At 54.8% G+C, this 24,258-nt stretch carries 16 protein-coding genes; 6 read left to right on the top strand and 10 right to left on the bottom strand.

Annotation, left to right across the window (positions count from 1 at the left end; translation table 11 throughout):
* Positions 1 to 150: 150 nt before the first annotated feature.
* Positions 151 to 1,341 (top strand): tetratricopeptide repeat protein, encoded by a 1,191-nt coding sequence (locus tag WCA10_RS25130; RefSeq protein WP_472825299.1) that lies wholly within the window; start codon positions 151 to 153, stop codon positions 1,339 to 1,341.
* A gap of 35 nt (positions 1,342 to 1,376) precedes the next feature.
* Positions 1,377 to 2,354: a tetratricopeptide repeat protein gene (locus tag WCA10_RS25125; protein ID WP_472825298.1), complete on the top strand. Its 978-nt coding sequence runs from the start codon at positions 1,377 to 1,379 to the stop codon at positions 2,352 to 2,354.
* A gap of 242 nt (positions 2,355 to 2,596) precedes the next feature.
* On the opposite strand, the gene WCA10_RS25120 is transcribed toward WCA10_RS25125, so the two are convergent.
* The 3 genes from WCA10_RS25120 to WCA10_RS25110 form a co-directional block, all read right to left on the bottom strand.
* Positions 2,597 to 3,244 carry a hypothetical protein gene (locus tag WCA10_RS25120; RefSeq protein WP_472825297.1) on the bottom strand — a complete coding sequence of 216 codons (648 nt, stop codon included), beginning with the start codon at positions 3,242 to 3,244 and terminating at the stop codon, positions 2,597 to 2,599.
* A 26-nt stretch (positions 3,245 to 3,270) separates the two neighbouring features.
* Positions 3,271 to 4,140: a hypothetical protein gene (locus WCA10_RS25115; RefSeq protein WP_472825296.1), complete on the bottom strand. Its 870-nt coding sequence runs from the start codon at positions 4,138 to 4,140 to the stop codon at positions 3,271 to 3,273.
* A 93-nt stretch (positions 4,141 to 4,233) separates the two neighbouring features.
* On the bottom strand, positions 4,234 to 5,859 hold the full coding sequence (locus tag WCA10_RS25110; RefSeq protein ID WP_472825295.1) for a hypothetical protein: 1,626 nt from the start codon (positions 5,857 to 5,859) through the stop codon (positions 4,234 to 4,236).
* A 268-nt stretch (positions 5,860 to 6,127) separates the two neighbouring features.
* Here WCA10_RS25110 and WCA10_RS25105 point away from each other — a divergent pair, with 268 nt between their 5' ends.
* The 3 genes from WCA10_RS25105 (at position 6,128) to WCA10_RS25095 (ending at position 10,846) form a co-directional block, all read left to right on the top strand.
* The gene (locus tag WCA10_RS25105; RefSeq protein WP_472825294.1) at positions 6,128 to 6,706 is read left to right on the top strand and encodes a sigma-70 family RNA polymerase sigma factor; all 579 of its coding nucleotides are present in this window, start codon (positions 6,128 to 6,130) and stop codon (positions 6,704 to 6,706) included.
* Positions 6,703 to 9,312, top strand: coding sequence for a protein kinase domain-containing protein (locus WCA10_RS25100; protein WP_472825293.1), 2,610 nt, complete (start codon positions 6,703 to 6,705; stop codon positions 9,310 to 9,312). The genes WCA10_RS25105 and WCA10_RS25100 overlap by 4 nt, the downstream gene beginning before the upstream one ends.
* A gap of 328 nt (positions 9,313 to 9,640) precedes the next feature.
* Positions 9,641 to 10,846 (top strand): tyrosine-type recombinase/integrase, encoded by a 1,206-nt coding sequence (locus WCA10_RS25095; protein ID WP_472825292.1) that lies wholly within the window; start codon positions 9,641 to 9,643, stop codon positions 10,844 to 10,846.
* A 36-nt stretch (positions 10,847 to 10,882) separates the two neighbouring features.
* On the opposite strand, the gene WCA10_RS25090 is transcribed toward WCA10_RS25095, so the two are convergent.
* The 7 genes from WCA10_RS25090 to WCA10_RS25060 all read right to left on the bottom strand — a co-directional run bounded on the left by WCA10_RS25090 (position 10,883) and on the right by WCA10_RS25060 (position 20,090).
* Complete coding sequence (locus WCA10_RS25090) at positions 10,883 to 11,083, bottom strand: helix-turn-helix domain-containing protein (RefSeq protein WP_472825291.1); 201 nt, start codon at positions 11,081 to 11,083, stop codon at positions 10,883 to 10,885.
* Between the two features lie 629 nt (positions 11,084 to 11,712).
* The gene (locus WCA10_RS25085; protein ID WP_472825290.1) at positions 11,713 to 12,132 is read right to left on the bottom strand and encodes a hypothetical protein; all 420 of its coding nucleotides are present in this window, start codon (positions 12,130 to 12,132) and stop codon (positions 11,713 to 11,715) included.
* Between the two features lie 196 nt (positions 12,133 to 12,328).
* Positions 12,329 to 13,462 carry an NB-ARC domain-containing protein gene (locus tag WCA10_RS25080; RefSeq protein WP_472825289.1) on the bottom strand — a complete coding sequence of 378 codons (1,134 nt, stop codon included), beginning with the start codon at positions 13,460 to 13,462 and terminating at the stop codon, positions 12,329 to 12,331.
* Positions 13,463 to 13,494: 32 nt separating this feature from the next.
* Entirely contained in the window at positions 13,495 to 13,902 is a 408-nt protein-coding gene (locus tag WCA10_RS25075; RefSeq protein WP_472825288.1) for a hypothetical protein, read from the bottom strand.
* A gap of 1,662 nt (positions 13,903 to 15,564) precedes the next feature.
* The gene (locus WCA10_RS25070; protein ID WP_472825287.1) at positions 15,565 to 16,944 is read right to left on the bottom strand and encodes a hypothetical protein; all 1,380 of its coding nucleotides are present in this window, start codon (positions 16,942 to 16,944) and stop codon (positions 15,565 to 15,567) included.
* Between the two features lie 2 nt (positions 16,945 to 16,946).
* Positions 16,947 to 18,467 carry an alkaline phosphatase family protein gene (locus WCA10_RS25065; RefSeq protein ID WP_472825286.1) on the bottom strand — a complete coding sequence of 507 codons (1,521 nt, stop codon included), beginning with the start codon at positions 18,465 to 18,467 and terminating at the stop codon, positions 16,947 to 16,949.
* Positions 18,468 to 18,980: 513 nt separating this feature from the next.
* Positions 18,981 to 20,090 carry a DUF2235 domain-containing protein gene (locus WCA10_RS25060; RefSeq protein ID WP_472825285.1) on the bottom strand — a complete coding sequence of 370 codons (1,110 nt, stop codon included), beginning with the start codon at positions 20,088 to 20,090 and terminating at the stop codon, positions 18,981 to 18,983.
* Positions 20,091 to 20,433: 343 nt separating this feature from the next.
* On the opposite strand from WCA10_RS25060, the gene WCA10_RS25055 reads away from it, so the two are divergent.
* Positions 20,434 to 24,117: a hypothetical protein gene (locus WCA10_RS25055; RefSeq protein ID WP_472825284.1), complete on the top strand. Its 3,684-nt coding sequence runs from the start codon at positions 20,434 to 20,436 to the stop codon at positions 24,115 to 24,117.
* Positions 24,118 to 24,258 lie beyond the last annotated feature (141 nt).

Genomic DNA, 24,258 nt, shown 5'->3' with positions numbered 1-24,258 from the left:
GCGATTCTCCTAACCATGCCGGACTGCCCTCACACAGTCCGGCATTTTTTATCCACGTTGCAAATAGGTTGAATCATGCGATTTTCCATTTTCGAACCTCGCTTTGCTCCAAGTCCTCGCATTGCGAAGAATCAAATATAATCTCGAATCATGAAGTACTTACCCGCCGGATTTCTGTTGCATTGCACGCGCTGTCTCCTGGCCGGCGCGATGCTCTCCCTTTGCCATGCGGGAGCGCTCGCACAGCAGGACGAAAGCGAAGTCACTCCAGCGGTTCAGCGCTTGTACGCCGAGGCCAGCGCCGCTACCCAAAGCGGCGACACTGCCGTGGCAATCGAAAAGTATCGGTCGATCCTCAAGCTTGCTCCCCATCTTGCCGCGGCGTACAACAACCTGGGGGTGCTCTACTTCAATCAGCACGATTTCGCCCACGCCGCAGAAGTTCTCAAGCGAGGATTGGAACTCAATCCGGATATGCCCACCGCCTCGGCGATGCTCGGAATGAGTTATGTCCAGTTGGGAGAGGATCAGAAAGCCGAACCGCTTCTTCGCAAAGCCCTGCGCGCGAATCCGAAAGATGACCAGATTGAGATGATGCTTGCGCGTTTGCTCATCAATGCCAGAAAGCTCGATGAGGCGGCGCTCCATTTAAATGACTTCGTGACGCGAAACCCGAAGGATCAAGAGGCTTGGTACCTGCTGGGCAAAACCTATCTCCAGATGTCGGAAAATGCGCTCAAGAAGATTAACGAGATCGATCCTAACTCCGTGGTCGCGCACGAGATCGCCGGCGAAATCGATGAGAGTATGCACAATTACGATCTCGCCCTCGTTGAATACAAAAAAGCCATAGACATGGCTCCCCAGCAGCCGGGTACGCATATGCATATGGGAGACGCTTACTGGTACATCGGCAAATGGCAGTCGGCACAGACAGAATTCAAAGCAGAACTTGCCAACGATCCAAACAATTGTATGGCTCGCTGGAAACTCGCGAATTCAATGCTCGAAGCCAACGATTCCAGCGAAGAAGCCTTGTCTCAATTGAATAGCTCTATCGCACGTTGTCCCACGCTGATGCAAGCCCGCGTAGATCGCGCGCGCGCGCTGGTGAGATTGGGAAAGCAGCCCGAAGCCTTGCCTGACCTGTTGATGGCTGAGAAAGATAGCCCGAGCGAGCCGACCATTCACTTCCTCCTCGCTAATGTTTACAGGTCCCAGGGCAAGAGTTCCGAGGCGCAGGAGGAAATGCGTACCTATGGGACCTTGCAGAGAGAAGCCAGCGCGGCCGTGGCAGGTCAGGCCAGCGAATCAAACACCATCAAAAATGCAGCCCACTAGTCGAGCCCTTTTAAAGCTGAATTTGGGAAAATAAAATGAAAGGCGAAGAGACCTTGAGATGGGTGAGTTCTCGAATCAGCACATCACTTCTTGCTCTCGCCGCTTTATGCGTTACGTCCGGAATCTGCCAGCAAATTGAAGATCCACTCGCTCCGGCCCGGGCGCTCCTGGCCACAGGCAAGCTCGCAGAATCCGAAACGAATATTCGTGGCTATTTAAGTGCTCACCCTGCCGCCGCGGAAGCCCATTTCTTGTTGGGTTATGTGCTCTTTCGCGAAAAGAAAGCGAAGGAATCGCTTGCCGAGTTTACCGCGGGCGCGAAATTCCGGCGTCCGCGTCCCGATGAGTTAAAAGTCGTCGCCTCCGATTACGTCATGCTCGGTGACTTTGGGGATGCGGACAAATGGTTCTCTGAGGTCGTTGCCGAAGCGCCGACCGATGCTGATGCGAACTACCTGCTTGGGCGGACGAAATTCAATGAGAGTGATTTTCCCGCGGCGATATCGAGTTTCGAGCGCGCGTTGATCCTGCATCCGAAATATGTGGAGGCCGAAAACAACATCGGCTTGGCGTGGCAGGAGTCGAACGATCTCGAGAAAGCCGAGGCTGCATTTCAGACAGCCATCGAATGGCAGGGAGACGCACCTGTCGACGCACAGCCATTCTTGAACCTGGGAACATTGCTTGCGGATCAAAGCAAAATGGAAAAGGCACTCCCTTTCCTTGCTGAGGCTGCCGTTTTGTCCCCCGATAACCCAACGATTCATGAAGAACTGGGCCATGTCTATGCTGTGCAGCAGAATTTGCCAAAAGCGCAAAACGAATTGGAAAAGGCGGTTACGTTGGCGCCCAACATATCAAGCCTCCATTTCAAGCTTGGCCAGGTTTACCGAAAAGAAGGTATGCGTGACCGTGCACGAGAAGAGTTCGCCGTCTGCGCCAAACTTAGTGGAGCCCATTCGTCGGACAAAACCCCGAACCCAATCTCAGTAAAAGGTGCGAAAGATCGGTAGTTTGCCCGGTCAGCTTCAATGGAGCTTGCACGTTGCTCTACGCGCAATCACGAGGCCCGTGCTGGCTGATACCGGATCAGTCACTCATGTCGACTCCGCACCGGTGTTCAGATAGCTGAGATCGGATGGCACATCGCAGCAGCCAAGCGCGTTTGCAGGCCCTCTTACGCGGGCTCCACGGAGAATCTTGAGCAAGTGCCAATTGGATTCAGCGAGCGGGTGCTTAGTTAGGACGGTTATGTTTACGATCCAAAGTGCCAACTGCACTGCTCCGTTCCCTGCGATCCCCCGGGCTGCATAGGGCCGACTGAACCGTGGATGGCCGCAGTCCTGGACCCGCTGAATTGGATGGTATCCCCCGAGCGGATTGCAGAGTCGGAGGCAGGAAACTGCCACTCGAATGCCTCCAGATTGATTTTGCCCGGGGTTTGAGGAACTCCGTTGACGGTTATCTGCTGGGTGCCCGTGACGCCTCCGGGCGATCTCAGTTGCGCATGCCACGATTTAATCACCATGCGTCCATCGGACGCGCGAACGAAAATCGCGATCGGGGCATTGGATAGAGAGGCATTCATCACCCACTGGACCAAGCTGGTTTGATTGCCCTGAGACCTCTGATATGATCCTTGTCCGGTTACGCTCCAAGTGCCCGCGAAGATGTGCATTGCTCCCTTGACTGTGGGCGCTCCGCCCGAGAGGTTCCAGGTATGGACTTCATGCTCTGAATATCCAGACCCCTGCACGTTAATCGTGCATTGAGCTTGTCCCGACCATGAACGATTGAGGACCGAAGTGGACTGCGCGACTGAACTCGCGACGGCTGTGAGAAGAAGCCCCTGCGCCAGCATCAGGCGTAAGGGACGGCGGCGAGCGGTCTTTGTCTTGTGCATGGCTAGTGGTCTCATTGGTCTTACTATCACTCCGGCAAGCTGAAGTCGTAGATCCGGCCGCTCGCGGCGCCTCCGGTTCCGCTTCTCTTATCCGTGCCATTCAACTGCTGCCCTGTGGCCATAAAGAAAGCAAACTCGCCCGGGTTCAAATCCTGGCGCAGCGTGACTTTGTAGGTGCGGATGCCGATATGTTCCGCTTCAAAGGGGACTTCCTTGTCGGTCTTCAGACCCGCCTTGCCGCCCCCGAATTTGCCCGCCATCGTGCCTACCTGAAACTCTCGCCGGTTTCCTTTCTTATTCAGCTTCAGCAGAACGTAGTCGGAAGAACTGGACCCGTCAGGCACATAGAGGTAGAACACGGGTCTGTGGTCCCGAACGATGTGACTGGATGTGGGGCCGTTCAAAGTTGCATCCCAATGCATGCCGCGAAAGCCATAGCTAAACATGCTGCCTGCTTTTCCGCCAACTTTGGCGTTGCTCAGCATCTGCCCTTCAATCAATACAAAGCGGCTCGCGTCCTTCCAGTAGACACCTACTTCCGGCGGTGGCAAATTTGGATCCAATGTCATGGGCGCTGCCAGCGCAATGACGCTGGTCTGCGTCGCCGTCGGGTTAATCATCGCGCGGATCACTTCGTCCGGTACGTTTGCCGCTTTCAGCGCCTGCAAACCCTGAACGCTGGTGTCAAAGCGGAGCGAACCAGGATCGGCTGCATTCATTGCGCGAATCTTCGCGACAATCACATCCTCTGAGAGCGCCATCTGCACGAGGCTGATCACTTCGTCATTCGTGAATCGCTTATGAACGGAGGTGGAGTCTTGCGCAGACGCCGGTACCAGCATTGAAACCAGCAGCAGCGACCAGACTCGAAGCACGCAACTTTGCCAACTTGTCACGCCAGACTCCTTCCGTTTAAGACGAGAGATACCAAGGTGAATCTCATGATCGGCGAATGCAGTTTTCAGTGGCTTGCAGTTCTCTGACCCGCTCTATTTTTTGCTGACCTCAGTCAAGACGGTGGTCGCCGCTTGCTGAATCAATGGCGTGAGCACATCTTCGCCGTCCGACTTGGATTTGCCTTTCAGCGTATTGTCGAGTTTGGGCTGACTCTGGCCCGTTGGCAGGAGCTGATATTCAACGGTGACTTCGTCCTTTGATTTGATCTGGCCGTTGAATCCCGACAACTGGCTCATGGCTTGCTGTTGACCGCTCATCGCCACTGTTTGCATAGCGGAGGTAGCTGCCTGCGCGGCGACCATGCTACCCATACTGCCCATGCTGTGCGCCATCATCCCCATTGGGGTGAAGTTGGCGGCCATGCTACCGGCCTTCATGAACTTTCCGAAACCAGTCGACGCATTGCGCTTCACGGTCACGTTCGCAAGCAGAATGTAATCACATTCTTTCTGTTGGGCCTCGGCCTGAATCTGTATGGGAATCCTGGACTCGAGTGCAGCGATCTCGATGGCGGGTCCGCTCATCATCAGAACGATTGCATTTCGAACGGGCGCGCCGTAGTCCTCCTGCGAGGTGCTTCCCTGGCCCATCTGCGCCTGCGCGGGAGCGACACCTATCCGGATCCTTCCGGGCGCCTTGGGACCGAGTACTTGAGGCGGAGGGACTGCGGCACCCGATGGAGGACCCTGCATCATCGACGCACCGCCAGCTTTGCCACTCATGGCCTGCATCATGGACAGCTGGGACGCCATTCCCCCGCGGCCGTTCATACCGGCAGGCAGCGCCTGAGCCATCATTTGTTGAGTGTTGGGAAGACCAGAGCCATACGAAGCAGGTGATTGCGGGGCGGGTGATTGCGGGGCGGTGGAGGCCGCCCCCGGGGGGAGGGCTGTAGCAACATAGAGCTCGGATTCGGAATGGACCTCGTGATACGCGGCAGGAACGTCAAAGAGTTCGGCCTGCGCTGTGTCCTTCGAAATATCCGATGTGGCAACTTCGATCTTTGTCGGGGTTCCGCCATCGTTCTGGAGAGTGATGGTTTCGTGCAGCGGATAACCGGGCTTGCCGCTGCCTTTGCGGTGAACAATAACCCGATCGGCGCAACTCGCACCCTGTTTTATCGGCGGCAAGATCTGCGGGCAACTGAGGGATCCCTTTGAGATGTCCGCATACCAGCCGTCAATCTCATAACTCTGATTGGTCTTCGAGCAAGCGTCAGCCGACGACTCCACCACCACCTTCGTCCTCAGGTGCCGCGCAGCGTATCCCGACATTTGCTTCCGTTCTCCGGTATCGGTGACGGTAACCGTCTGCGTAATCGATCCTCCAGAGGTGGCCGATGGGCCGCCTCCCATCATAGCTGCGGCCTGGCTCACGGACTCATCTTCCGAGTCCCTGGTCACCAGGTACGATTGATTCTGTTCGCTCAGCGTAACGGTACGTTTGAGGTCACATTGCCGCAAAGTCACCAGATTTCCCGCAGCCGACCCTGTAACTGTGCGTTGGCGCGCACCCTTCACCCAGGTCTCCGAGGTCGAAACCGTATTGCCTCCGACGGAGATGCTTTTCTTGAAGTGCAGGTCGTCTGCCGCAGCTGTCACGGAAATCGAAAGAATCGCGAGAACGCAGAGAGCAAGATTAGAGGAACGCGCTGGCATGGTGAACTCCTTTGCCGGTTTTCGGTTGGAAACAAGCGGACTCCGGGTTATCCGCGGGGGAAGTCATCCTGCTCGGGAAGAACTGGTGCTTACCTGTTCCGGAGCGGCTTCTATCTTGGGAAACGCAGAATCACGCTGAAGTAGCTCACGGTGGAGGAAGAAACTTACAGAATTCAGGACGTTCCAGGTGAGCACCTGCAATGTTTCGTTGACTTCTGATTTGACCAAAGCTAAGATTTCTCAACTTTGTTGGCACGTGGAGGTTCCCGTGAGCTCGACTCCTTCACAGCCTGTTACTGAACTTCTTGTCCGCTGGAGCAAAGGGGATGCTTCGGCCCGTGATGCGCTGATCCCGCTGGTGTACGACGAGTTGCGCAGAATCGCGCGTCGATCGCTTGCGAATCAGTCCGCGGGAAATACGCTGCAGCCAACCGCTCTGGTACACGAAGCTTACCTGCGACTCGCGAGACACGACTCTATCGAATGGGAGAACCGCGCGCATTTCTTTGCGCTGGCCGCACGAATGATGCGGCAAATTCTTGTCGATCACGCCCGCAAGCACTCGGCCGGAAAGCGGGGTGCAAACGCCGTTACCGTGGTGGTTGACGACCTGCCGGGAGCTTCCGGCGTTCCCAGCGTCGATATCCTGGCTCTCGACAGCGCCATGGAAAGGCTGGCATCGCTCGATCCGCGTCAATGCCGAATCGTCGAGCTGCGTTTCTTCGGAGGTCTCTCGATCGAGGAGACCGCAAAGGTGGAAAACATCTCGCCCGCCACCACCAAGCGCGAGTGGGCCACGGCTCGCTTGTGGCTGCACCATGCCGTGAGCAAGGGTCCTGAGCAATGAATGCCGACACGTGGTCGAGGGTCAAAGACGTTCTCGGCGAGGCGCTGGAATTGCCGGAGAATCGGCGTGCCGCATTTCTTGAGGAGCGCTGCGGTGATGATCACATGCTCCGCCGGGAAGTGGAAACACTTCTCGGTGGCGAACACCACGTAGATCCCGGCTTTCTTGACGAGTCCTCTTTTGCGGCGGTGGCAGCTTCTGTCGTCGCCGTCGAAGAGAAGTCATGGATCGGCCGCCGCGTCGGTGCTTATCAAATCGTGGAGCAGATCGGCGCGGGAGGAATGGGAGAGGTCTATCGCGCATTTCGGGCCGACGATCAATACCGAAAGCAAGTTGCCCTGAAGGTCATCCGGGCCGGCCAGGATTCCAGCTTCGTCATCAGACGCTTCAAAAACGAACGCCAGATTCTGGCAGGCCTGGAGCATCCGAATATCGCTCGCCTGCTCGACGGCGGCACAACGGAAGATGGCCTTCCGTTCTTCGCAATGGAATTGATCGAAGGCGAACCGATCACGGACTACTGTGATCATCACAAGCTCTCCCTCAATGAGCGACTGGGTCTCTTTGTCCAGGTGTGCGCCGCGGTGCAATTTGCTCATCAGCACCTTGTGATCCACCGCGACATCAAACCGGGGAACATTCTCGTAACCGCCGATGGCGTGCCGAAGCTGCTCGACTTCGGAATCGCCAAGATCCTCGAGGCGGATGTCCCCGGAGAGAGCCTCGATCAGACAATGACGGCATTCCGGGTTCTGACCCCGCGGTATGGAAGCCCTGAACAGATGCAGGGCGGCCCAATGACAACGGCAAGTGATGTGTACTCCCTTGGCGTTGTCCTCTACGAGTTGCTGACCGGCTGCAGCCCTTACCGGCGCACTTCCGGCACACCACAGGAATTTATTACCGCGGTCTGTTCGACCGACGCGGTAAGGCCAAGTTTGGTTGTGTCCCGTGGCTACACTGCGAAAGATACGCCCGTAGCGAGTCGGGAAGATCTGAGTGCATTGCGCGGGATGTCACCCGATCGGTTGCGCCGCCGGCTCCGTGGAGATCTGGACAACGTCATTCTGAAGGCTTTAGAGAAGGACCCCAAGCGCCGTTATCGCACTGTCGAGCAGTTCCAGGAAGACATTCGCCGCCATCTGGAAAACCTTCCCGTTTCCGCCAGAACCGCTACAGGCTGGTATCGCGCATCGAGATTTATTTTTCGCCACAAGGCAGGAGTTGCCTTCTCCACCGCCCTGGCAATCGCTCTTCTCGTGGGCCTCGCGGTCACGCTCTATGAAGCGAATGTCGCCCGCCAGCAACGCATTCGCGCTGAACGACGCTTCAACGATGTACGCAAGCTGGCAAATTCTCTGCTCTTCGAAATCCACGATTCCATCCGAGATCTTTCAGGAGCAACACCCGCCCGAAAACTGCTGGTGAGCCGCGCGCTCGAATATCTCGACAGCCTTTCGAAGGAATCCGCGGGGGATCTCTCACTGCAGCGTGAATTGGCCGCCGCCTATGATCGCGTCGGGGATCTGATGGGATACAGCGGAGCCGCAAATCTGGGAGATTTCAACGGCGCAATGGAAAGCTATGAGAAAGCATTGGCTATACGCGAAGTGGTTGCCAAATCAAGTCCGAACGATGCTTCTCTGCAATCAGAACTGCTTAGCGAGTACTTTCGCGTGAGCTTTGCGCTCTTCAACCGAGGCGAGTACTCACAAGCACTCAAATACCTTCGATCTGGCCTGCCCATCGCAGAAACCCTGGCACATTCTTCGCCTGATCCCAGGAACATCGACTTTCTCGCGGGCATTTATTGGCAAACGGGAACTGTACAGAACAGCGCGGGTGATTACGCGGGCGCCGCGAAAAGTTTCAGGCAGGCGGTGCTGGTGCGGGAACCATCGGCAACCGCACCGAACGCAAACGCAGGCCTTCGCACGCACCTCGCCGGAGACTACATCGGCCTGGCGACAGCGTTAGGCGGCATTTCCGATCCCAAAGGTGCATCTGACGCTTCAAAAAAGGGACTGAACATATTGCTCGACCTTTCTCACTCGGACCCGGACAATGCCACCCTCCGCGAGTACCTGGCCGAAGCTTACGATCTCTCGGCTCACGTCCTCGAGGCGAGCGGCGATACAGTTCATGCATTGCAGAACTACCGAGCGGGCAACTCCATCTTCGCCGAACTCTATGCCGCTGATCACGCAAACGCCCTGGCCAGGAGCAATCTTGGCTTTAGCACCCTTGGGATTGCGCGAAATCTACTGTGGCAACGCAGCGTCTCACCAGCAATCTCCAAGGCGCATCAGGCGGTCGCAATCTTTGAGCCTACGGATCACAAGAGTCGTTATGATGTCGACGGGCAGGCAGAGTCATACCGGGTGCTTGGTCTGGCTTACGAAGAGCTCGCACATCAATCGTCCTCGAAATCTTCGAAGCTCCGAAATCTGAATGAGGCCAAAAGCTGGTTCGAGAAGAGCGAAAAGACCTGGGAGCACGCTACTTTTGTGGGAGCGAAGGCACCGGAATTCAGAGGAGAAGCAGAGCGCGTGCGCAAAGAGCTTTCAGCGTGCGCGTCGAAGATTAACGACTTGACAGCTCATTGAGCTGCATTGCGGCGTTCGATTTATAAACTGAGCAATAGGTCATGATTTTAGTTGACAGGGTTCTGAACTTACGGTTCGTTAGAGACAATTCCCCAATCCAAGGATGGTCAGACGAGTTGGATGGTCAGATGAGTTCTTTGCCGCCAAATATTTTATAAGATGCTTATTTAAATGCATTTACATTTGATCTCAATGAGATGGGAATTGCTATGGTGCCGAAGAAGGGATTTAAAACCATAGCCGAGTAACTGTATGTATCTAATATAGTTAGTGTTGTGCATATGCCCGTGCTATGGTCGTGCTATGGTTATCGGCAGGAAAAAGAGCCATGGCGAACAGTAAAGTCTCGCTGGTAAGAAGAGTGAAAACGGACTCCGGTTGGAGATACTATCCGGCCGCGTACGCCGCGAACGGCAAGGTAAAGCCAGCAGTGGTCGTCGCAGATGGCGTGGAAGTGAAGTACCCGGCAGGGCACTACGCGCTGCGGTACTACCACGGAACGAGGCTTATCGTTGAAGCGCTCAAGGGCGCTAGTCCGGCAGAGGCTGAGGCCAAGCGCATTGTGAAGGAATCGCGCATGTCGGCAATCATCGTTGCCAGAGAAGCCGGCATTGCGATCAAGGTGCACGACCCTCTCAAACACAGGCCACTGGCTGCGGATCTCTCTCAATTCCTTTCCGATACTGCGAGCAGGGGCTCGCTGAAGGCTCTTGAGGCATATCGGCTGGCGTGTGATGAGTTCCTGAAAGTGAGCGGCCGGCAATATGCCGACGAGATTGAACCGGAAGACATCATCAAGTACCACAAGGCGCTGGCCGAGCGCGGCATGAGCGCACGAACGGTGAGCAACCGCCACACGAACATGAAGACGTTCCTGAAGTTCTTGGAATACGACACAAAGAAATTGCCCAAGCCACCCAAGTATGACAAGACCATGCCGGAAATCTATTCCGACAAAGAGCTGAACTCATTGTTCAAAGCCGTGACCTCTCCAAGGGAAAACCTCCTTTGCCGGCTCCTGCTCCAAACCGGTGTGCGAGAACAGGAAGCGATGTTTCTTGAATGGGAAGACATTGATCGTGAAACGAAAGTGCTGAGACTGCGATCGAAGGTCAAGCGGTGGGGGTTCAGGCTGAAGGACTTTGAAGAGCGAGAACTGCCCTTGTCTGATGACCTAATTGCGAGGTTGATGACTTACAAACGGAAGCATGCTGGAGTCTCTCCGCTGATCTTCTCGAGAAACGGGAAACCGGACAGCCACATGCTTCGCACTCTCAAGCGGCAGGTTCGGCGCGCAGAACTGAATTGTGGCAAATGCGAGGGGTGCCTGGGAAAATACAGGGAATGTGAACGCTGGTTTCTTCACAAGTTCAGAGCGACGTTCTGCACCAAAATGCACCGCAATCCAGAGATGGATCTTAGAACTCTTCAAAGCCTGATGGGCCATTCAGATTTGGCCAGCACCATGCGATATCTGCGGCCGGCAGAAAAGGTGCAAACCCAGGCGCTGGTGAATCGAATGAAGTGGACCTGATTGAGGCTGACCCGGCGCTCGAAGCGCCGAGCCAGGTTAAGCCGCAATCCTGAATGACTCAAGCCATTCCGCAATCTCTTGCAGGTTGAATCGGATTAAGCCTCCGATGCGGTAGTGAGGGATCTGGCCCTTCTGGGCCAGATCGTAGACGTGCTTGCGAGTGCATCCGATGATTGCCGCAACTTCCGCGGCACCGACCAGTTTCGGCAAGCAGGATACATGGGAGTTGCTTCCCATTGTTCTGACTTTCGCTCGCCATACTGGCCACCCAGCAAGCCATTCAGGATCACCCCGTGTTGAATTTGGGTGTCCAGTCATAGGCGCTCCGGCCCGAAGCGACGCGCCTTGTACTGGGGCGCGCTCCGTTGAGTATTCTACCCTCCGCGACGACGCTCAGTCGGTGATGGAATTGGTTCCCCTCCCAATGAGCCACTTTGAAGTGAGTGGAAAAGGGGAGTGGACCTCCATCGGAACTTATCTGGTCGAGGACCGGGAGAAGCAGACGATTTCGGAAGACTGATCCATTGCACGCCCAGAGCGTGGATTTCTATTTGTAATAAGCCGTTAGAGCATGAGTTTCGGTAATCCACACCTCTTCCACTGCGTCAAAGAATCTCTGACCAGGGCGACCTGTTTCCTGACGAACCGGCGCGGCAACACGATTCTCAAAAGCGAGCAGTGGTCCCGAACCGGGTTCGATCGCCTTTTGAAATCTGTTGAAATCCGATGTTCTTAACCCATTTTGATTGAAGCTCTTGCGGCTCCGTTGTTGAAAGCTGTGGGGACATATTGCTTTTGGAGGCTCCGCCCGCTACATATTCGACTACAACAAGGAACCTCGCAGATTAGTTGACCTCTTCGATTTTCTACGGCACCTTCCAGAACGGCCGATTGGAGATGTCGTGTGCCTTGGATGTCCTCGCTTCAAGGCTTTGGACTAAATCGACGGCATCAGCGGCATCAGGGTCATTGATCTCGGCGAGAATTTGAGCTGCCTCGTAGGCAAACGGTAGGGCTTCGATCGGCCTTCCTTTAAACGACATGTGCGTTGCCATCATCTTGAGAGCACGTCCTTCCCACTTCTTCAGTCCCGACTTTTTAGCGAGATCTAGACATTGCTGCAGCGCGTTGAGGGCAGATTGAAAATCCATGCGGAACATGTAGCCAGAACTTAACCCATGCAACAGATTGCATTGCACGGAGACATTTCCCGTCATACGCGCCGCTCTTACGCCATCTTCGGCCCAACGGATCTGGTCGCGCAGCGGCATCACGCCTTCCAACATGAACGCATTCTCAGCAAATGCGTAAATGATGCAAGTCGGTGCTGCTGCATTGATCCTTCCCACATTCTTCGCCGCCCAAGCTTGTGCTTGGAAGATGTTGCCCCATTCCTGTATGCATCTGCGGAAGGCCTGCGATCCTACATCGTAAGTGCCGTTTGGAGGGGCTGCCTTGCTGATAAGCAGAGTAAAATATTCGCTATGCCGTTCGCTGACCCTGTCCGTCCAGCTCCGATGAATCCAGCTTCTTGGATGCGTACAAGCGGACCAGATCATGGAATCGATAGCGAGCTTGATTCTTATCAAATGTCACCAGAGACAACTTGACCAGGTGGGTCAAGGCCTGGTGTGAGTGATCCTCGCAAATGTGTTCCTCGGCTGCGCTATCCCAAGAGCCCTGAAAAACGGCCAGGCGCTTAAAGATTGTGGACTCCACGTGATTCAGTAATTGGTAGCTGGAGTCGAGAACGGCTTCGATGTTGCCGCCGATATCTGGGTTTGCGATCAAAGTCAATCTATTGTTCTCCTCTTCGAGGCGTGTGGCATACTCCCGCGGATCGAGGTCCGGCGTATAAGCAAGCCTCGTTGCACATGCTCGGACAGCCAACGGAAGGAAGCCGCATAGAGAACAAATTTGGTTGGCAATGTCTCTGTCGATGTCTTTGGCGATACTTTCAAAGAGCTGGAGTGCCTCCTGCTGAGGGAGTGAGTCCAACAGGACCCGTTCGAGACCGGGTACAGCAATCGGCGAACGGGCAGTGATGATCAGGGCGCAGCCCGCGGGGGGAAGAAGAGGGCCGACTTGCTTCAGATTCGCGGCGTCGTCGAGCAGGACCAAAGCCCGTTTTCCCTTGAGGGCCCCGAGGTAGAGTTGCTGAAGCTCCCGTATATTTAGAATATTTCTTTCCGGGGGTAGAGCACGCAAAGCAACGAGGCAATTCAGCAGCGCGTCTTCTGCTCTTCGCGGTTCCTTCAAGCCTCCTTGAAGGCTGATCAATAGCTGCGCATCCGGAAAATTCCCGGCAAGCCGACTTGCGACGACTCGCGCCAATTCAGTCTTGCCAAAGCCTCCCAGCCCAAATATGCCTATAGGTTTTCCCGCCTGAACCGCCTTTAGAACTACAGCAATCTCGCCTTCGCGACCCACGAAATCTGCCACCGGTGCAGGGAGCTGATAAATCGCAGTCGCCTGCATCGGGGAGAGAAAAACATTGATTTGGTCATTGCCGACAAGATTATAAGCAGAAACATTTCCACCTCGCGTACTAACTCCGCCTGTGCTCCGTTCCAGGACGGAAATTAACGCCATCCACAGTTTCCTTAACGCATTCATGCTTTATGCTCTCGATGACCCAATCCGAAGGGCTATTTCCCCTGTATCTTGTCGAGTACGTACTTTGTTGCCGGTCCGACCAGGCCGCCGAGAATAGGCGTTCCAAAAGCGCTGGCAATGGTAGATACCGCGGATGGGACCAGCCCCACAATGCCCTCGATAAGTTTTGCGGTAAGATTGTCATCCCGTTGCTTGCCTTTAGCAACTTCAGTTTTCAGTTGATTGACCTTCTCGGCTGCTTCTGCTTGAACCTGGACCGGCGCTGATCGCACTAGGCCAGATAACGGATGAAAGAGACTATCAAGTGTTTGGCGGGATATCTCTTGTGTGAAATTCTGGTCACCGTACACAATCTGGTCCCCGGCGACAATCACGTGACCTGTCAGGTTGCCGCCTCCTGTATCGATTCCACCGTGTGTTGCTGAGTTCTTCCGGTTCATTGACCCTCCCTAGCGGTTCCGCCCCGAAGTCCTTTGCTACCCAAGGGATTCCTATATCTAATTCATCGGGCGTAGCCGGATTATACGCCGGGACAGAAGACTTGAATTGGCAAAACATCTCTGTGGAAGCGCTCGATTGCTGCTAGCCAAAAAAGGGGCAATGGTGATATCCGTTTGAATCTCAGAATGCGACTGGTCGCGAGAAAGGATGACCCACAAGGGATCGCGCGGACCGTTTGATTTTGGCGAGAGGACGATTCGCTAATCGACCGTCTAGATCAATTTGCTGCTTCTGAACCGGGACAATCGTGCACCATCAGAACATAGAGCGGTCTGCCAATGGCGTCCGGCAGTCGAGGTGCGAACTCAGATTCAAAGCCGCAGTTCAAACAACAGAGCGCGTGTCACGATTCCGAGTACTCCTTACGGATTAAATCGCTCGGCAGCTTGTCATCCTCAATGAACCGCATATGGCAAGCGTAGCACCGAAATATCGAAAAACCTCTGCGCAAGCCTCGCGAATTGGCTGACTATCCCAGCTGCATCACACCATCCCCTGGCCAATGCACGAGCCTCGATGAACGCCTCGGAGATTTCCGATCAAGTTAATTGGATGGGATCATCTTGCGGTCCTACTCGATAAGGAGAGACGGCGGTCGGCCACTGTGCGAAGCGACCAAGCCCCTGGTGAAGGGCCAGGGGCCTAATTGCCGTTTCCTTTGCGGGAATGGAGGAAATCCCTCGGGTTGAACTGGTAGGCCTCCCCATCCAATCCGAGCCTGTAGTCGAAGTTGCTCCTTTGAAAGCCTCAAAGTTCAACAGGTCTCAAAAGCGTCCCTCACAGAACCACAAGGAACTCCGGGTAGGGAACCTGGTCCCGAACCGGAATCAGCCGCCTATTGAATCTTGTTGAATTTCAGTGAAATTAATCGTTTTAGAATGAATGCGTTGCGGCCATGTTATTGATGGCTGTGGTTCTGAATGGTTCTAGAGTGCTTTGACCGCTACGATTTCGACTACACCTGTGTCCCACTTTGTGGGGTCAGTCCATCTCAAATCGTTGCAACTTGTTTGGTGGGCAATCCCTGAATTCTGACGCGCTTATCTGAATGACCTACGCGCTGCAAATTTCAAGCCTGACGCTCGAATGCGGCGGCTTCAGCGCTTCAGCTGTCAAAAGCCGATGCAGCACTCTCGAAGATTATGGTGTTCCAGAAAATCTGGAAAGCTAAATACCTCTGTAGCGAATTTCGAGCTAGTTGGAAACCGGGTGTAGTGCTGGGACTCAGTACAAAATCAGCATAGGAGGAGAGTACGACCGCCTTCAACGCGCAACCCACTAAAACGCGATGGATAGAGTGCGGGCAGGCGCAATTCGTTATCGCAGCTGGACTGGTTGATTAATCCATCCAGGCCGCTTCTGTTTCGATGAATTTCCCTGGCTGTTGGAAAAAACGACGCTCGCAGGTTCAATACGACGCGAATGGGAACCTAACAATTCAGATGCGGGTCCAAGTTGGTAGACCTTTCTATTTCAGTCGCCACAGCCCGATTCACCGGGGGTATTCAATTCGAGCTGCGGAAGAGACACAACGAATCCCAAAGGAGACGGGAGATGGAACGCTAGGAGTCGCCTTCGCCTAAGAGAATGATCTGGCGGATTCAGAAGGTCTTCGCAAAATTATAGTTCCATCGCGTGCTTCCTGCGCCCCAGGCAACATAGGTTTGTGCGATCACATGCCCGCGGAGTCGAGCCGACATTCCGAGACCCGTGTCCTGCCGAAAGTCCATGGGAGAGAGATCCGATGGTGAGGTACCGACCTTGCCAGCATCATAGAACACGAAAGCTCCAAAGGGATCCCACACGGTTACACCATACTCGAATTGAAGCAATGCCCGGTCTTTTCCCCGGAAGCGGTAGTTGTCCCAACCGCGCAGCGTGACACGGGAATCCACATCCGTGCCGCCCAGGGTGGGCTCGAGATAGAAAGGCATCTGATTGTTGTCTGCGGTGTGCGAGAAGGTCAAAAGCGCGTGGACATCGATTTCACCGAAGCTGCAGAGTTGTCGTTGCTTGTCGTTCTCACAAACGTATTTGGTAATAAATGGGTGCTTGTCAGCCGAGAACATATTGCGAGATCGGAATTTCAGACCTAGTTGTTCATCGCTTGCGAACGTAAACTGTTCGAAGGTAAAAGCGGATCCATCCATCGCCTCGTTCCACCCGAAGGCGACCTGATTGGAAGCAGAGAAAGGCATTTCTTTCTGAAAGTGGGGATTGTCCTGCTTCGGAAGGCCTGAGAACACTCCGCCGATCTCTCGCTCGAACGATGTGGACGCTCCGATCGAGAACTTTGCATAGGTTGGCTGCGTGGCGAGCCCTGGGAGGTTCGAGGGAAAGTGCTTGGCCACCGCTGAGGCGTCATTGATGGCGGGCAACGTGGTTTGATCGGCTCCGCCTTCAAGGATGAAGGCGAGCGAATCGTTCACCGGATACCGGAAACGCAGAAATCCGTAGTTGTCATCCTCAGCAAATACGAATTGCTGGTTAGCAGAACCCGATCCTTCGCCGAAGTAATACAACGTGTGCACGGTGCGATGAGCGAACGAGGCGCGAAGCGTCTCGGCCTCTTGGTGATTTTCAAGCCAGAGGTACGCATTCTCTCCGGCTCCTTTCGCCGCGTCATACCCTCGCGGCAGGACCCAACGAAGATCCCCGCCCGCGAGCCAGGACGAATTGGTGGTGCCGGCGAGCGTGGTACTGAGATCGATGAGAGATTTCTTGGCCTGCCCACCGGGAGGCGCGGCGGATACCAGGTGTCGCCGGTATTCGAGCACGAGTCCCGGCCCGAACCCATTCGACGGCGGGAGCGAGGCCATGGTGAAGTGGTACTTGTCCTGACTGAAGAGGGCCTCGATGCAGGCGATTCTTTGCGATTTGTCATCGAGAAAGGAAGGGCAGGAGATTCGAATCGTCTGCGCACCGATTCTTCCCGCAACGAGCAGGAACCCCAACAGCATGAGAGAACGATAGCGGATCATTTTCAGCCTCGCTGTGTGCCGCGTTGCTGAATCACGCTTGCGGCTTCGGACAGATAGTCGACCGCATCTTGCGCGGTGTGAATACTCAAGACCGATCGCTGGGCGGATTCTCCCATGAGAGAAAGCGTATGCGCCATTGCCTTAGCCATCAGCACCGTCAGATCCGTGGGTTTACGCTGATTAGCCGGCTGAACAGGGGGCGCTGAGGCTGCGACGGCCTTGGCGTCAGATGGAACCGCACCTACAATTCCTCCTTGCGCGACGCGAGCCTGGTCCGATTGCTGGCGATCAGCCGCACTCAGGATCAGGGGACGCACTAGCGGGATGGTTCCGTCGGAGACGACCGGTTGGGGCAGTTGGACGTCCGCGCGGATGTTGGTTCCACTGAGTGTGCAGATATCGTCGAAGGTCGCTGCCTGGGCTTCTCGCCAGTTGAAGGGCGTCTTCTGATTGCAGAACAGCTTACGCACGGTCGCCACGATCGAGCAGTGATCGTACTGCGTGTGAATGATCTTGCCAGGGGGAATCCGCGGCGATACAAATACCGCCGGGACCCGCACTCCCAGGCGATCAAACTTGAACGGTGGAGCATCTGAAGCTGGCACGTCTCCCTGGCTCGGATCCGCCGTGAGTGTGGGCGGAGTCACATGATCGTAAAGGCCGCCATGCTCGTCATAGACGATCAAAAGCAGCGTATCTTTCCAAGATGGGCACTGGACGAGCGAGTTATAGACCTGCCCAATCAGCGCTTCTCCGGCATCGACGGCGAAGTCTGGGTGCTGGCTGGTAGCAAACGTTCCGTTGTCGAGGTCGTCATCGTAAGACGGCTCAATGAAGGTGTACTCCATGAGCAGGCCCTTCTTGCAGTGGGTCTCGAATTGCGAGAAATCGAAGAAATTATTTTGATGGTGGGCAAGATAGATATTGGCCATCAGAATCGAGGCGCCATTGGTGTAGATAGCCCAGTTGGCATCGTTATTGGGGTCATCGATCACCTGAAAGATCGTCTTCGTGGTGGCCGGGGAGAGAACTGCGTCCTGCGTCGCCGACCCTCCGGAACTGGCGGCATGGGCAAAGAGACGATTAGGAATCGTCGAGCCCGGCACCGACGAAAACCAGCGGTCGCACACGGCGTATTCTTTGGCCAGCTTAGAAAGAACCGGCAGGGATCCGGGGTGGAAGGCCTTCATGGCATTGCGACCCTGCACCGCGTTGCTGATCTGAGCGTAGTTCTCGACGAAGCCTTGCATCTTGGGCTGCCCGGTATCGCTTCCGTCCGAATTGCGGAAGATCTGCCAGTTCACGTCCAGGAATTCGTGGTTGGGATCGGGAATCAGATCGTGATTGGATCGTGCCGTGGGGCTGACCCGAATGGTCGGAGGATCGGCCAAATCGGTAGGGTTGGTTTCATCTCCGTTGAGACCATCGATCGCATAGTCAGCGGTCTTCAAGTAGCCGAGCATGTGGTCAAACGAACGATTCTCCATCATCAACACAACGAGGTGCTTGATCGCGTCAGGCACGAAACCTCCTCGGGGGCCATCGAATTCTTTCTCGGGAAGGGGGAGTTAGAAAAAGCTGGACGAAGCATAGCACAACCTCGAATCCGGCGAAGAGAAGAAGTGATCTCTCGGCATAGTGATCTTCGCAGCCGGAGCGTTTCAGCTTTGGCGAGGGTATGAGTTGGACAAGGTTCACGGCCTTGGAATCGAACGCCGCGCATTCCCTGGATCTTGAGTGGCCAGAGCTTCGATGCGCTCAACGTGCCGCTCATCGATCGAGGATGGTATACGTCGACGATAAGACGCCCGGCGTTGTTCGCTCAAGGTCGACGATCCGCACATCCGCACCAACTCTCGGAGATCAACTCCGTCTTTGGCACTCTCGAGTCGCGCTCGGGCGAGGGCGACCCGTGCGCCAAACGAATCCTCTTTGCGTTTCGGGTGGGGAAGCGAATCACCCTTTGTCGCCCAGATCACTCATTGCATCTGCCGGATTGATTCGCCGATAGGGCGGAATAAGGACCGAAAAACTTCTCAGAGCGGGACTTTAATCGCCCCAGGCGGAAATCTCTTCTGGTATTCCGCGCCTTGCAGATACGCCGACTCATGAATCAGTGATGCATCGGGAATGGTGCGGCGCCGGTAGAGGTTCATCCGGTGTTCCGAGCATTTCTTCTGAGAATTCCAGTGCTTCTTGGGTATAAACTCGGCAAGGTTCCACAGACCCTTGAGAGACTCATGCTTCTCGGCATCGGGTCTTGCCGACGCGTACTGGCTTCCGGCGGTAAGACCGAGGACAGCAGGCTCCTTCGAGGGGTCAGTCAATAAGCCAGCGGCCTTTGCCTCATCGATCATCCATTTCAGCGCGTATTTCGAGATACCACTTTGCTGCTCCGCATAGCCTCCGCCGACGTCGCAATGGACGCCAGGAAACCAGACCTGTTTTACATCGCGCGGGCCATGGGGCTTAGTAGGATCGGGCGAGGGAACCCAGAGGTGAGAACGGAAGAAGGCTCGATGCTCGTCAATAGAGACGGCGTGCCGCCCGATTTCGATGTTTGGATTATTTACCTCTCCGGGGAGGTGCAGAGGGTTATCGACCCAGCCAACGGAGCTCACCGTGTCCCAGACACCAACAAAATGGATCGTCGGTTTGGCACAGGCCATCGTGTCGCGGAACTGGGTGGCAAGGTCGAAATAGGCCTTAACGTCGGCGGGAGATTTGGCGCGCTCGATGGCCATCAACATACGAATCGCATATGGGACCAATGGCTCATTTCCCTCTCGGATCAGCCCGTACCAAAGGATCAGAGAGGCAACCGCCCGCACCGTAAATGCTCCGCGGCTGAAGCCAAACAGATAGATTCTGTCTCCGGGTTCGTATTTTTCGAGTAAGAAATTGTAGGCATCGCGAATGTCGTTTTCGAGGCCATATCCAATCGCCATCCCCAGCAATCGTGTAAATGCGCGAGTAAGGGGGCTCAAAGATCCAAATGGCTCCATGGTCCCGATGCCGGGATGATAGAAACTGATCTGATCGGGAGTGTCCTGAATGAGGACCGAGTAGAGCTTGATGACATTTGTGCGACTATGCGCAAACTCGTTGGCTGTTCCGTCACAGCACACCACAATGTTCTTGGGCATAGCAACGAATGTACCTCGACTTCAATATCCGTGCAAGGCGGTTATTCAATGAGGCGTGGGTCGAGACCGATCGTCAGGGCGAGGATTTAGCCAACTTAGGATCGTTAGCAAATACTCAAAAATCCTTTCAACGTTGTGTGAAACGAAGTGAGGTCTTGTGACACCAATGATTGAGTACTTGATCGGGCTCCATCGTTCGACGACGATGAGACCCGGGATCGGCGAAGAGGTATCATGGTTCCTCTTTCCAGACCGTCCTCATCGGCCTTAGTGAAACTTCGTACGCAATGCTGGAGCGAGCTTGAACTAACCGCTGAAGGCAGCAACTTTTGGGAGGCCCCTTATGAACAAATCTTCTCGCTGGATCTGGTCAATCATCAGCCTCGCGGCTATCGCATGCACAAATCCTCTCCTATATGCACAGCAGCAGATCTATTACACGGGGAGACTCTTTGGCTATTACCGCATCGAGAAGGACGTGCACCTCGATACTGTCGATAAATTCCTCAATTGGCGTCGCGGCGTGAAGGAAGGCTGGCTTCTCGGAATGGGAGACAACTTCGGGCCGGAATTTGGTGCCAGCATCCAGCTCGACAACAATTGCGCCCAGGTTGAACCTATCGTTGGTGAAAAGCTGCCCGATCCGCCCGAGCTCTATTACAAGCAGGATACGCGCTACGCTAAGTCCGCCGCTTGTGACAACGTAACCAATTTTCTAATGAAAGCGGGATATCGAGCGATCGTGCCAGGACGAGAGGACTTCATCTACTCCTCATACTGGCTCTGGAAGACGGCAGAGAATGTGCACCTGGCGAATCAGGACGAGGATCAGAGAAAGCTCATCCGGAACGACGAGATGCGCCTGGACTTCCTGGCCGCAAACCTCCGTTTCACAAGCTCCGGCGACGGATCAAACAAGGCGTGTCCCCTTCTGTTTTCCTCCGATCCGCTCGGCAAAGACGCAATTACGTGCACTGCAGCCGGAACCGCGCCCGAAAGCTTCGACTGGGTTAGCCGACTCGACAGTGCCAAGACTGTACTGGTGAGGAACGCAATCGAAAGCGCCATGATCGACCTAGGAACACCGAGTCAGAAGCTAGATCCCGAACAAGTCAGGGCCACGGTCGTCAAAAATGAGCTGAGCATCATGGTGGCAGCCTGGGGAGCTAATTGTGGCCTCGATCCGAAGTTTCCGACAGACGAGATCAAGAACATCGAGAACTGGGAGAACGTAGGCGCCTTCTTTGAACACAAGGCTAACGGTGCCATCTCTTCGCAACCTGAAGGTCCGTGCGCAAAGTATTCCGACGCTACCGAGCTTATCCGCTATTGGACAGATCTAAAGACGTCAGTTGAGAGTGCTCTGAAGCTACCCAAGGAACCCCAAATCCGAGACCTCCTGATCACGCGCGCGGACGCGGATCTGGCCCAGAGGCAGCTGCTTCGCAACATCAGTCAGGAGATGGAAGGCACCGGCTATGCAATCGCCATCGACGGAGACTATCGAACGCTGATCGTTGGAGTGGTCGGAAAGGAGACGATGAGTGCAGTGTCTCCGGAGAACCTGAAGGTGTGTTTTGACGAGAAGGCTTTGCGTCCATGCACACCATCAACTCAATCCAAAGCTCTGAACGTAAGCGTCTTTGATCCTGTCGATGCGGTCGCAACGACCGTCCGTGCTGCCGAAGTAGCTCATGGGCCATTCTCAAAGATAATCGTGATGGCCCAAATGCCTTTACCCGAAGCGGAGATCTTAGGCTCTCGTATTCGCGGGAAGCTCTCAAACATCGCGAAATCAAAACACCCAGGTCAATTCGTCGACGTTATCTTAAGCGAAGGCCAATCTGACTATCCCACTCCTCTTGTGACGATTCAAGATGTTCATCCCGAGCAGATGACGCCGATCTTCTCTGCGCCGACCGTGGATTTCACACGGGAGGACCCCGCGATGGCTGGTTACGTTGCCAAATTGTCCTACGATCTTTCTAGCCATGCATACAAGAATGAACTAGCCTTTGAGCCCCGGTTTGAACCGCAACTGTCAGGGATTACTACCGCATCTGAGCTAAGACGCCTCCTGCCTAAAAACGCAGATTATGTCGTGCCATGTCTCAAACCGCGGGATCCGAGTAAGCCGACAGTCGACTGCACTTACCAAACGGTGTTGGCGATGCTTGCTTCTCTCGAACGCGCCAAGCCCTTCGCCGACGTCGTCTTGCTTGAGAGACGGGACATCTATCTTGGTAAAATACCCGACGGCTATGGAGGCGGCGAAGCGGACAACCTGTATTGTCCGAATCTGACAGACCACCACAAATTGTCAGACTGCCTACTGCACGTGGCCCTCGATCGCGTCTTGTGGAAGGGAGATTACCTCCAACGAGTCGCAATTACAGGAAGTGATTTGCAGAAGATTCTTGATACTTCTGCGGCACAGGCAGCTGGTGAAAATGATCTCAAGATGACTGACCTCTGGCAGCAATGGTTGGTCACGTACGGAATCACGCAATCGGCGTTAACGAACTTGACCAAGCTTTCGACCGGAAGTGATCCTTCCTGGATTCCGGCAGATCCAGAATGCCGTCAGGCTGACCAAAATAAATCGGGGAAGATCCTATACTGCATCAATGGACGGCCAATCGCGAGCGATCAGATCTATTGGGTCGTAACGAGCGATAGTCTAGCCGAAGATAACACCATCTACACGCAACTTGGAGCCCTCGACCCCTCTAACCGGCACGCAACATCGACCTTTCTCACCAAAGCTTCCGTCAGGGCCTTCCAAGGTTTCCGGGGAAACTATCCGCAATTTCCGTCCAATGTCGAAGCCATTGCATTTCAGAACAACAACCTTCAGCAGCAGCGCCTCTATCAGGTCGATTTCAACAAGCTGGTTCTGAGCTTCAGCAACAATCATGCTCTTGGACCTACCGATCAGGTCCCGGCCCAGCTCCAAGGTGTAGCCGATTCGCGTGCAGCGCAGCCCCATGCACAGGACGTCGACTTAGAGGCGACACTTCGCCTGGTCGACGACCATGTTTTTTTCCAATCTGCGGCAATGGGAACGCTGACCTCGTTTGTTTACGAGCGGTCCATTAAGGGCAACCTCACTGGATCGCCGGAAACCATCTCCTATCCGCAGAACAATGCCACCTTCGGAGCCTTCGGGCAGTACACATTGCGAAGGGATCCGAACACGCGCAGCAGAGCCCTGCCACGAGACCTGCTTGTGCTTACACCGCACCAATTCCAGACTCAGATCAATAATGGTCGATTGTTCATTGGTTTCACCGCGAAAGACGCTTCCGGACAGCCGATTCCAGGCCAACTCGCAGTTGCATTGCCCATGGTGAACAGTTTCAACGACAAGGTCGGATATCGGCACGAATGGGGAAACCGACTTAAAACATCCTGGAATCTGGACGGAGGCAGCTACGCCGAAGGTGGCATGGAATACAGCGCTCAAAACAATATTCTGAACTCTATCACTCTCGCTAATGGTACGACCCAGCTTGAGTGCACGGCCTCTGCAACGATCGATATTGGCACCTGTTTTAAAAATGCGAAAAGTACTTTCCCGATTGGTCCCAGTACAACGGTGGTCGGACATCCGGACGCAAGAACCCTACACACACCTGGAAGCTACTGGGACGTCCATCTGAGCCGAAAACTGGATTTCGGGAAACTGAGTCAAATGAAGAATCCCTTTATCCTGGTTAGCGACAGCCAGGGCGACGCTTACTTCGGCCGGCCACAGGATGCAGTTTTGCCCACCCAGACCAAGTATGCCGTAACGTGGAATTCCTCCCTCAATTTTCCGGTGTGGGGAAACCTCAACGTAGCTCCCACGTTCAATGTTTTCTACTATCAACCGCAACTGAGCAGCGTGCACGAGCAAATCCGTACCTTCGCGATCTCGCTGCGATGGTACTTTGCTCGAGACCAGCGGACGCCCATCGGAGACCAGCTTGATCTTTCTGGTCCCGCATCTGCCGACCAGACCAAGAGCTCAGGCAGGTCGAAGTAAACGAGTCTCTTAGGTTTCTGCAGTTGACACACAATCGCCCTAAGGCTCGTATTGCGGAACAGCGAAGAAACGTAGCCACCCTGAGCAGAGCCGCCTTTGTTCAACTGCCCTACCTCGCATCCTTGTATTCCTGGAATCGAT

This window comes from Occallatibacter sp. (genome assembly GCF_049582745.1).
In the GTDB taxonomy this organism is placed as follows: Bacteria; Acidobacteriota; Terriglobia; order Terriglobales; family Acidobacteriaceae; genus Telmatobacter.
This window is presented reverse-complemented; position numbering and strand designations above follow the sequence as displayed.

Bases quoted from the DNA above. Each gene is read 5' to 3' on its own strand.
- WCA10_RS25125 (WP_472825298.1), top strand. From the start codon at position 1,377: ATGAAAGGCGAAGAGACCTTGAGATGGGTGAGTTCTCGAATCAGCACA.
- WCA10_RS25120 (WP_472825297.1), bottom strand. From the start codon at position 3,244: ATGCACAAGACAAAGACCGCTCGCCGCCGTCCCTTACGCCTGATGCTG.
- WCA10_RS25060 (WP_472825285.1), bottom strand. From the start codon at position 20,090: ATGCCCAAGAACATTGTGGTGTGCTGTGACGGAACAGCCAACGAGTTT.
- WCA10_RS25110 (WP_472825295.1), bottom strand. From the start codon at position 5,859: ATGCCAGCGCGTTCCTCTAATCTTGCTCTCTGCGTTCTCGCGATTCTT.
- WCA10_RS25095 (WP_472825292.1), top strand. From the start codon at position 9,641: ATGGCGAACAGTAAAGTCTCGCTGGTAAGAAGAGTGAAAACGGACTCC.
- WCA10_RS25080 (WP_472825289.1), bottom strand. From the start codon at position 13,462: ATGAATGCGTTAAGGAAACTGTGGATGGCGTTAATTTCCGTCCTGGAA.
- WCA10_RS25075 (WP_472825288.1), bottom strand. From the start codon at position 13,902: ATGAACCGGAAGAACTCAGCAACACACGGTGGAATCGATACAGGAGGC.
- WCA10_RS25070 (WP_472825287.1), bottom strand. From the start codon at position 16,944: ATGATCCGCTATCGTTCTCTCATGCTGTTGGGGTTCCTGCTCGTTGCG.
- WCA10_RS25090 (WP_472825291.1), bottom strand. From the start codon at position 11,083: ATGGGAAGCAACTCCCATGTATCCTGCTTGCCGAAACTGGTCGGTGCC.
- WCA10_RS25085 (WP_472825290.1), bottom strand. From the start codon at position 12,132: ATGTTGGAAGGCGTGATGCCGCTGCGCGACCAGATCCGTTGGGCCGAA.
- WCA10_RS25055 (WP_472825284.1), top strand. From the start codon at position 20,434: ATGAACAAATCTTCTCGCTGGATCTGGTCAATCATCAGCCTCGCGGCT.
- WCA10_RS25130 (WP_472825299.1), top strand. From the start codon at position 151: ATGAAGTACTTACCCGCCGGATTTCTGTTGCATTGCACGCGCTGTCTC.
- WCA10_RS25100 (WP_472825293.1), top strand. From the start codon at position 6,703: ATGAATGCCGACACGTGGTCGAGGGTCAAAGACGTTCTCGGCGAGGCG.